This is a genomic window from Clostridia bacterium (assembly GCA_012840125.1).
In the GTDB taxonomy this organism is placed as follows: Bacteria; Bacillota; DULZ01; order DULZ01; family DULZ01; genus DULZ01.
On sequence record DULZ01000020.1, the window covers coordinates 26,209 to 34,775 of the forward strand.

General features: G+C 55.1%; 10 protein-coding genes. All 10 read left to right on the forward strand.

Features of this window, described 5'->3' with window-relative positions:
- The first annotated feature begins 46 nt into the window (after positions 1-46).
- The 10 genes from GXX34_01880 to GXX34_01925 all read left to right on the forward strand — a co-directional run bounded on the left by GXX34_01880 (position 47) and on the right by GXX34_01925 (position 8,372).
- The gene (locus tag GXX34_01880) at positions 47-802 is read left to right on the forward strand and encodes a DUF421 domain-containing protein (GenBank protein ID HHW06279.1); all 756 of its coding nucleotides are present in this window, start codon (positions 47-49) and stop codon (positions 800-802) included.
- A 110-nt stretch (positions 803-912) separates the two neighbouring features.
- Complete coding sequence (locus GXX34_01885) at positions 913-1,386, forward strand: hypothetical protein (protein HHW06280.1); 474 nt, start codon at positions 913-915, stop codon at positions 1,384-1,386.
- 8 nt (positions 1,387-1,394) lie between these two features.
- Entirely contained in the window at positions 1,395-2,147 is a 753-nt protein-coding gene (locus tag GXX34_01890) for a ComF family protein (protein HHW06281.1), read from the forward strand.
- 304 nt (positions 2,148-2,451) lie between these two features.
- Positions 2,452-3,270, forward strand: coding sequence for a basic amino acid ABC transporter substrate-binding protein (locus GXX34_01895; protein HHW06282.1), 819 nt, complete (start codon positions 2,452-2,454; stop codon positions 3,268-3,270).
- 75 nt (positions 3,271-3,345) lie between these two features.
- A complete protein-coding gene (locus tag GXX34_01900; GenBank protein HHW06283.1) occupies positions 3,346-4,041 on the forward strand; it encodes an amino acid ABC transporter permease in 696 nt (231 codons plus the stop codon).
- Positions 4,028-4,750, forward strand: coding sequence for an amino acid ABC transporter ATP-binding protein (locus GXX34_01905; GenBank protein ID HHW06284.1), 723 nt, complete (start codon positions 4,028-4,030; stop codon positions 4,748-4,750). The genes GXX34_01900 and GXX34_01905 overlap by 14 nt, the downstream gene beginning before the upstream one ends.
- A gap of 133 nt (positions 4,751-4,883) precedes the next feature.
- A complete protein-coding gene (locus GXX34_01910) occupies positions 4,884-5,081 on the forward strand; it encodes a cold-shock protein (GenBank protein ID HHW06285.1) in 198 nt (65 codons plus the stop codon).
- 168 nt (positions 5,082-5,249) lie between these two features.
- The gene (raiA, locus tag GXX34_01915; GenBank protein HHW06286.1) at positions 5,250-5,774 is read left to right on the forward strand and encodes a ribosome-associated translation inhibitor RaiA; all 525 of its coding nucleotides are present in this window, start codon (positions 5,250-5,252) and stop codon (positions 5,772-5,774) included.
- Positions 5,775-5,864: 90 nt separating this feature from the next.
- Positions 5,865-7,241: a hypothetical protein gene (locus tag GXX34_01920; protein ID HHW06287.1), complete on the forward strand. Its 1,377-nt coding sequence runs from the start codon at positions 5,865-5,867 to the stop codon at positions 7,239-7,241.
- Between the two features lie 402 nt (positions 7,242-7,643).
- On the forward strand, positions 7,644-8,372 hold the full coding sequence (locus GXX34_01925) for a class I SAM-dependent methyltransferase (GenBank protein HHW06288.1): 729 nt from the start codon (positions 7,644-7,646) through the stop codon (positions 8,370-8,372).
- Positions 8,373-8,567: the final 195 nt, after the last annotated feature.

Consider the following 8,567-nt stretch of genomic DNA (forward strand, 5'->3'; position numbering starts at 1 on the left):
GTCTTGTTAAATTATCTCAGCCACAGGCAAAGGGTATGAGGTGGCTATGGGCATCGCGGAAGTCATCATCCAGACCGCCCTGGCTTTTTCCGCCATTTTTTTATACGCGCGGCTTTTAGGTAAACAGCAAGTCGCCCATTTATCCGTGTTTGAGTATATTACCGGCATTACCTTCGGCAGCATCGCCGCTACCCTGGCGGTACAAAGGGGTGCCGGGGAAACGGTCTATCATTTTTTGGGTTTGACCGTTTTCTTTCTGCTTACTTACATGATGAATCATTTCATGATCCTGAGCCGGCCCGCCCGGAAGCTGATGCTGGGCGAGCCTACCATTGTCATCTACCAGGGAAAGATCTTGGAAAACAACATGAAACTCATGAATTATACCCTAGATGAATTGATGATGCAGCTCCGGGAGAAAGGATATTTTGATCCCGCCAAAGTGGAGTATGCCATCCTGGAAAGCAACGGCGGCTTAAGCGTGCTGCCTAAGAGCCAGTACCGCCCGGTCACTCCCTTGGATTTAAACCTGCCCACCCCTTATGAGGGGATGGCGACGGAGATTGTGGTGGACGGGCAAGTGGTTTATCAAAACCTCATCCAAAACCACCGGGATGATGCCTGGTTGTTGGAAGAGCTCCGGAAACAAGGTATCAAGGATCTGAATGAAGTGGCCTTTGCCTGGCTCAGTTCCGACGGTGTCCTCCATGTGGATAAAGTAAAAGATGAGCTGGGCACCCGGCCGGTAGACCCCACGGATATACCGGAAAGCTCTTCCGTCACCCGCGGCAAAAGCAAGTAGACTGCTGCGGGTAAAGACAGGGGGTCCCGCCGCCCCGTGCCGGTTTGCTTTTGGTACCTGGGCCGGAGCCGCTGCATATGATGGCACTACTGGTTAAAGGAGGCCGGCCTATGGAGTGGGTACTCAAGGTGTTGCCCCTGGGAGGCATCGGCTGTTGTCTGGTAGTGCTTTTGGCGGCGGTCGCCTGGCGGAGGCGGCTGCACAGGGGTGAGACGGTACCGGATTTGCCCCCCTTGATCCTGATTTTCCACGACTATGTGGACGGGGTGGAGGTCCTGGTGCGGTGGCTGCTATGGCAGCGATGGTGGCGGGATTGTTCTCGCCCCCTCTTGATCGGGCTGGAGGGCAGGGGGAATTCCTCCTGTGCAGAAATGCAGGCCATCCTGTGGCGGCTGCAGCGGGAATCCCAGTCCTTTCACCTGCTGCCTGCCGCGGGAATTCCTGAGCAGCCAACTGGGAGCGGGGATCTGGTGCTGATTGGGGCTGATACCGGGGTTTCCTGGGATACCCTCAAAGCCATGCTGGAGAACCCAGCCTTTGCAAGTCCCATGGTAAGGAGGAATTGGGACGGCGGCGGCAAATAAATGGAATTATGGATACATATCTCTTGGCAAACGTCCGGCAAGTCTTGCGCCATTGTATTGAGGGCCTGACCACCCTCCTTTATCCCCCGGCGCTCAGCTGTCCCTTATGCCGGGAGGCACTGCCCCGGGAGGGGTTTTTGTGCGAAAAGTGCCGCCTTTTGCTGGAATTGTGGCGGGCGGAGCCTCACTGCCGCCTTTGCGGGCGTTCAGTGGATAAAGCCGGGGAGCTGTGCCCGGATTGCCGCCGGCAGCCCCCGCTTTTTGTGGCGGCCAGGGCGGCGGCACCTTACGACGGCGTTTTTCGCCAGGCCGTCCACCGGTTGAAATTCCGGGGCGAACAATTCCTGGCCGGGCCCCTGGGGAAGCTGATGGCCCAGGTGGTGGCGGCGGAACCTTTATACCGGGAGGTCCAACTGATCGTGCCGGTGCCCCTCCATCCCCGCCGCCTCAAAGAGAGAGGGTTTAATCAAAGTGCTTTGCTGGCCCAGGAGTTGGGCCGGCAGCTGGGCCTGCCTTGCCGGGAGGCGCTGCGGAAGCAAAAAGATACCTTGGACCAGGTGGGCTTAAGGCGAGGGGAGCGGCTGGCGAACCTGGCCGGGGCTTTTAGCGTGTCCCAGCCCGCCCTCATCCGGGGAAAATATGTTTTGCTGGTGGATGATATTTTTACCACCGGCAGTACCGCCGTTCATTGTACCGAAGCCCTGTTGAGGGGAGGCGCGGTACGGGTGGCGGTCATTACCTGGGCGACCGGCGCTAATTAGAAGACGAAAGATTTCGACAACTTGATCCCTTATTTTTCCTGCCGCGACACGGTTCGCAGCTCTCCACAAGTCTGTCCACAACAAAAAGCTTATTCTTTCAAGTTATGAACAGGTTTATCCACATTATCCACAGCTTTTTTGCCCACCGGGGAACAGACAAGAAACGGTTTTCGACATCAAGAATTTACAATAATTTCCATTTAATTCGGGGAGAAGGTTGCTCCAATCTTCTATTGATTAATTATGCAGGGGGTTGTATAATTAATTGGGTTAACAAAAGCACAAGCAGAGGAGGTAGCTTAAGTTGCGTTGGGGGAGAAATAGATTACTGGTGCTGCTGTTGGTACTGGGGTTGACGGTTGCATTGGTAGGATGTGGAGGCGGCGGCACGGCAACGCCGCAGGGCAGCGGCGGCGACGGTGCGGCTTCGCAAGGCGGCGAAAAGGTATACATTGTAGGGACAGAACCTACTTTCCCTCCCTTTGAATACATCGATGAGAATACGGGAGAAATCGTAGGCTTCGATATCGACCTGATCAAGGCCATTGCGGACGCTGCCGGTATTAAAGTAGAGGTACAGTCCTTAGGGTTTGATGGCTTGATCCCGGCACTGCAGGCCGGTAACATCGATATCGTTATTGCCGGTATGACGGTGAACGAGGAACGGGCCCAGGCCGTGGATTTCGGTCCCAGTTACTGGGAAGCATACTTGCAAATCGCCGTAACCGCTGACAATGACGAGATCAAGTCAGTGGAAGACCTAAAAGGCAAGACGGTGGGGGTACAGATCGGCACCACCGGGGCCTTTAAAGCAGAAGAATTAAAAGAACAGGGCATTGTCAAGGAAGTCAAGACCTATAATACAGTTGACGTCATCTTCTTGGAATTGATGCAGGGTACCATTGATGCGGTGATCAATGACTTGCCGGTGACGGAAGCCTACATGGCCCGCAATCCCGGGAAAATTAAACTGACCGGCGAACCTTTCGAAGGTGAGGAGTACGCCTACGCGGTGGCCAAGGGGAATGCAGAACTGCTGGAGAAATTGAACGCCGGTTTGGAACAAGTCAAAGCCGACGGTACCTTTGATGAACTGGTATTGAAGTATTTCGGCGGTGAGTAAACACGAGCATGCGTAACTTTCAGTTACGCATGTTTGCTTAAATGGTATGATACCTGGCAAAGTTGGTGAGACATTTTGCATTTGTTAAATACTTATATCACGCACCTGACCAAGGCTGCTCCCGCGTTACTGCAGGGAGCTCTCTTAACAATTGAAATCACTGCCCTGTCGGTGTTGATGGGCACCGTTATCGGTTTGGTGGTCAGCTTGTGCCGCCTGTCCCCCAACCGGCTTTTAGCCAGGCTGGCCGCGGTCTATGTGGATGTGATTCGCGGGACGCCTCTTTTGGTACAGGTATTCATCATCTATTTCGGCATTCCCAAGCTCTTGAGTGATATCCTGCAGCAGCCGGTGCGTATCGCCCCCATCGCTGCGGCCATTATCGCCTGCAGCATCAACAGCGGGGCCTATGTGGCGGAAATCTTCCGGGCGGGCATCCAGTCCATTGAGAAAGGGCAAATGGAAGCGGCCAGGTCCCTGGGGATGACCCGGGGGCAGGCCATGCGCTACGTGATCTTGCCCCAGGCTTTTCGCCGGGTGGTACCTCCCCTGGGGAATGAGTTTATTGCTCTAATGAAAGATACTTCCATTCTGTCCGCCATCGGGGTGGAGGAGTTGGTCCGCAAGGGACAGCTCTACGTGGCGGCCACATTCCAATCTTTCCCTATTTATATAGGCATTGCGCTGGTTTACCTGGTGTTGACCCTGACCATTTCCCGCTGGGTAGCTTATACGGAAAGGAGGCTGGGGGTGAAAAATGATCAGAGTTGAAGGACTGCACAAGCATTTCGGCGACCTAAAAGTGCTCAACGGCATCGACTGTGAAGTCAAGCCGCAAGAGGTAGTAGTGGTGATCGGCCCCAGCGGTTCCGGTAAAAGTACTTTCCTGCGGTGCCTGAATCAACTGGAGGTGCCTACCCAGGGGCGGGTATTTCTCGACGGGGTGGAAGTAACGGATCCCAAGTGCGATATCAATCAGGTACGGCAGCGGGTGGGCATGGTCTTCCAGCGGTTTAACCTGTTTCCCCACATGAATGTGCTGCAAAACATCTGCCTGGCGCCCGTCAAGGTGAAGGGATTATCTCCTGAGGCTGCGGAGCACATCGCCCTGGACCTGCTGCGCAAGGTGGGGCTGCAGGATAAAGCCAAGGCCATGCCCGATGAGCTTTCCGGCGGCCAGCAGCAGCGGGTGGCCATTGCCCGGGCTTTGGCCATGCAGCCCAAGGTGATGCTTTTCGATGAGCCCACCTCCGCTTTGGATCCGGAGATGGTGGGGGAAGTCCTGGCGGTGATGAAAGGGTTGGCCCGGGACGGGATGACCATGGTGGTGGTTACCCATGAGATGGGATTTGCCCGGGAAGTAGCGGATCGGGTCATTTTTATGGATGAAGGGGTTATTGTGGAAGAAGGAAGGCCGGAGGAGATTTTCCGGAACCCGCAGCATCCCCGGACCCAGGCTTTTTTGAGCAAGATCCTGTAAAGGGGCGGCAGCACCATTCCTCCTTTTCCTGACACCTTTTCCAGAAATGATTGACACGTAACCATGCCTGTGGTACACTTAGTATACTTGTGGTCTCCTAGCCCGCAAGAGTTTATGTTAGGAGGAATGGTTAATGCTAGGGAAAGTCAAATGGTTCAATCAAGAAAAAGGTTATGGGTTTATCGAAAGAGAAGGCGGGTCTGATGTCTTCGTGCACTTCTCTGCCATCCAGGAAGAAGGTTTCAAGACATTGGTGGAAGGGCAAGAGGTGGAATTCGAGATTGTCGAAGGTCCCCGCGGTCCCCAAGCTGCCAATGTTGTTAAATTATAAAGGTTTATAATTTAACAGCCGGCCCCTTACTTATGCGGTAAGGGGCCTTTGTAATTAAATGGAATTTCATCCAAAGAAAGGGGCATAATAGGAGTAAACTTGACCGGCAGGATTTTTCCTGCGGGCGCTGAATCTATTTATAAAAGCCCGAAAGGAGCGGATCTGTCTATGAGAATTTCCGTCCGAGGAAAGAACATTGAAGTAACTGACGCTCTGCGGCAACAAGCCGAGAAAAAGCTTAGCAAGTTAGACCGGTACCTGGATCCGGAGACCGAGGCGCAGGTGACTTTCAGCATAGAAAGAGAATCCCATGTGGTAGAAGTCACTATTCGTTTAAATGGATATATTTTAAGAGGCGAGGAAGCCACCGCCGATATGTATGCTTCCATCGATTTGGTCATAGACAAATTGGAAAGACAAATCCGCAAATATAAGACGAAGCTGGCTAGAAAGGTGAAGAACCCGGGGCTGAAGGAATTGGCCGCCCAATTCTCCGACGAGGTGGAAGAGGAACCCAAAGTTTTGCGGACCAAGCGTTTCCCCATCAAGCCGATGGCGGTAGAAGAAGCGATTATGCAGATGAATATGCTGGGACATAGTTTCTTCGTTTTCTCCAATGCGGAAACGGAGGAGGTCAACGTAGTCTACCGCCGCAAGGACGGGAACTACGGTTTAATTGAACCTGAGGTGTAGCGAGGAGGCCGTTTAGGCCTCTTTTTTGGTTCGCATCTTTTCCCGGGGTGCATATAGTATAACACCATGAAAACCCCGGGAGGTGCACCTATGACCGCAGGACACTGGTTGTATCTTTTAGGCATCATCGTCGTGGTGATCACCATGGTGCTGCGACGAAATGTATTGATCCCTTGCATTGTTTTTACCCTGCTCTTGGGTTGGAACTACTTCGGCAGTTTCAGCAAGGGCATCCAGACGATTTTCAATGCCAGCATCGTGGCGGGCAGCGATTTGCTGGGCATCTTCATGATCATCGGCCTCATGGTGGCTTTGCTGAAATCCCTCAGTGCCAACGGGGCGGATGAATTGATGGTAGTCCCCTTAAAGAGGTTAATGGTGAGTCCTTTTATCAGTTACTTAGTGATCGCCGGCACCACTATTCTGGTGTCCATGTTTTTCTGGCCCACGCCGGCGGTACCTTTGGTTGGGGCTTTGCTGGCCCCGGCCGCTATCCGGGTTGGTTTGTCCCCCATGCTGGCGGCCATGGCGGTGGCCATTGCCGGCCAGGGGCTGGCTCTGGGGGGTGACGTCATCATTCAAGGTGCGCCGGGACTGACCGCCGCCTCGGCAGGGGTTCCCACGGAACTGGTTACTTTTAAGGGAGGAGTGCTTTCCCTGATTGCCGGTGTCATCGCTTTAATCCTCGCATACCTGGGCGGAAGGCAAGACATCGGGCGCGGTCAGGTGCCGGGAAACACCGGCGGCATGAACCCGGCGGCCGGGGTGAAGAGTTGGACCCCCGGTGAAAGGACCAAAGGGAAGACCTTGCTGCTCCTGCTGGGCATTTCCATGGCCTATGTTATCTTTGCCATGTTCCGCTTCAATCTCCGGGGCGGCGACGCTTCCGCCATGCTGGGAGGCGTGGCCCTCTTAGTGGCAGTGGCGGCCTCCTTATTCGTGAGAGGAGGCAGGGGCTTTGACGTCATGGCCGATTACCTGGCGGACGGGTTAGTGTTTGCTTTTCGTGTGATGGGTCCCATTATTCCCATAGCCGGGTTCTTCTTTCTAGGCAACCCGGAAGCGTCAGCCAAAATCCTTGGTGAAGGAGCACCCGGTTACCTGTTCGATTTAGGTCAATGGGCCGCCGAGGTCATTCCGCCCACGGGATTTTTGGCAGCTTTCGGCTTGCTAATTGTGGGCCTGCTGACCGGCTTAGACGGGTCAGGCTTTTCCGGGCTGCCCCTGGTGGGGACCTTAGCCGGCGCCATGGCGGGCGGGGATGCCAACGTGGCTGCCACTCTGGGGGCGCTAGGTCAATTAGGTGCCATCTATGCCGGCGGCGGTACCCTGGTGGCCTGGTGCTCCCTGGTGGCGGTAGCAGGCATTATCGGGGTGCCGGTGTTTGAACTGGCCCGCCGGAACTTCTTCCCGGTGATGACCGGGTTAGCGGTGGCCACCGTCGTCGCGGTGCTGTTTATGATGTAAGGGTGGATTTAGGGACGGCTGGGGCCGTCCCTTTTTTGCAGAACTCCAAAGCCGGTCACCGGTGTTAAGCTCAGGCGACAGGCGAAGCCTTATCCGGAGTGAGCCCGGGACGGTCGTCAGGTTTCAGGTGGGCATGTTCATCCTTTCGCGCCGGAAATGCCTTTACGGTCTGGGCTTGACCGCGGCGCAAATACTATCTGACCACCGGCGCCCGGCCACTGCCGGGGGCTCCTTTCCTCTTGCGGTTTTGGCTCCCATGGGGCCCTGCCATGCACACCGGGGCCGACGCCACAGTTTGGCAAGAAGCGTGCCGGCTAGGGTGGTAATTTTCGGGGAAGACGGTTCAGTTAAGCCGCCGGATATTGGTATACTAAGGGAAGAACCAGGTGAGGAGGTAAGATGATGGAGTTTTACACGGCTTTGGGCCGGTACTATGACCAGGTCTTCCCCCTGGGGGAGGCCCAGCTGGCTTTTTTGACGAAATACATGGACAAGCCGGGTCCGGTGGCGGATTTGGCTTGCGGTACAGGCACTTATGCGCAAGCGCTGGCGGAACGGGGATATCGGGTAGTCGCCGTGGATTTGGACGGGGAAATGGCGCGGCAGGCGGTGGAGAAAACCCAAGGGCTGCCGGTGAAGGTGCTGCAAGGAGATATGAGGGAGGCGGCGGTCCTGTTAAAGGATGAGGCGCCTTATACCGGTGTCTTTTGCATCGGCAATTCCATTGTGCATCTCAATTCCCACCGGGAGATCGCCGCTTTGTGCCGGGATGTGTACGGGCTGCTGAAACCGGGCGGGGTGTTCATCATCCAAATCGTCAACTACGACTGGGTCTTGCAAGAAGGTGTGACGGAGCTGCCCACCATCAAAAGGGAAGAAGTGACCTTTGCCCGCAAGTATTTGTATCGCCGGCCCGGGGAGCCCATTGAGTTCCGCGGGGAATTGACCTTTTGCCAAGACGGCAGGTCCGAGACGGTGGTAAACAGCGTGACTCTTTTACCCCTGCTAGCGGGGGAGCTGGAAAAGATGCTCCGGGAGGCGGGCTTTAATGCCGTCGATCTCTTCGGCGGCTTCCATGAGGTGCCTCACAGTGTCAAAACGCCGGCCACCGTAGTCCTGGCACGCAAATAACGTCAAAGACCCCTTATTTCGAAGTCTTCAGACTGTAGACAAAAATGTGTTCGGTGTTAATCGCAAGGCTGCATGGGAGCAAAAATCAAAAGAGCGAGGGAGCTCGAGGAAGAACGCCGACCTCTGAGCACCTTAAGGTGCGAATGGGAGGCGTCCGAGAGCGACCGAGCTCATCCCCAAATAGGGCTCCTTGCA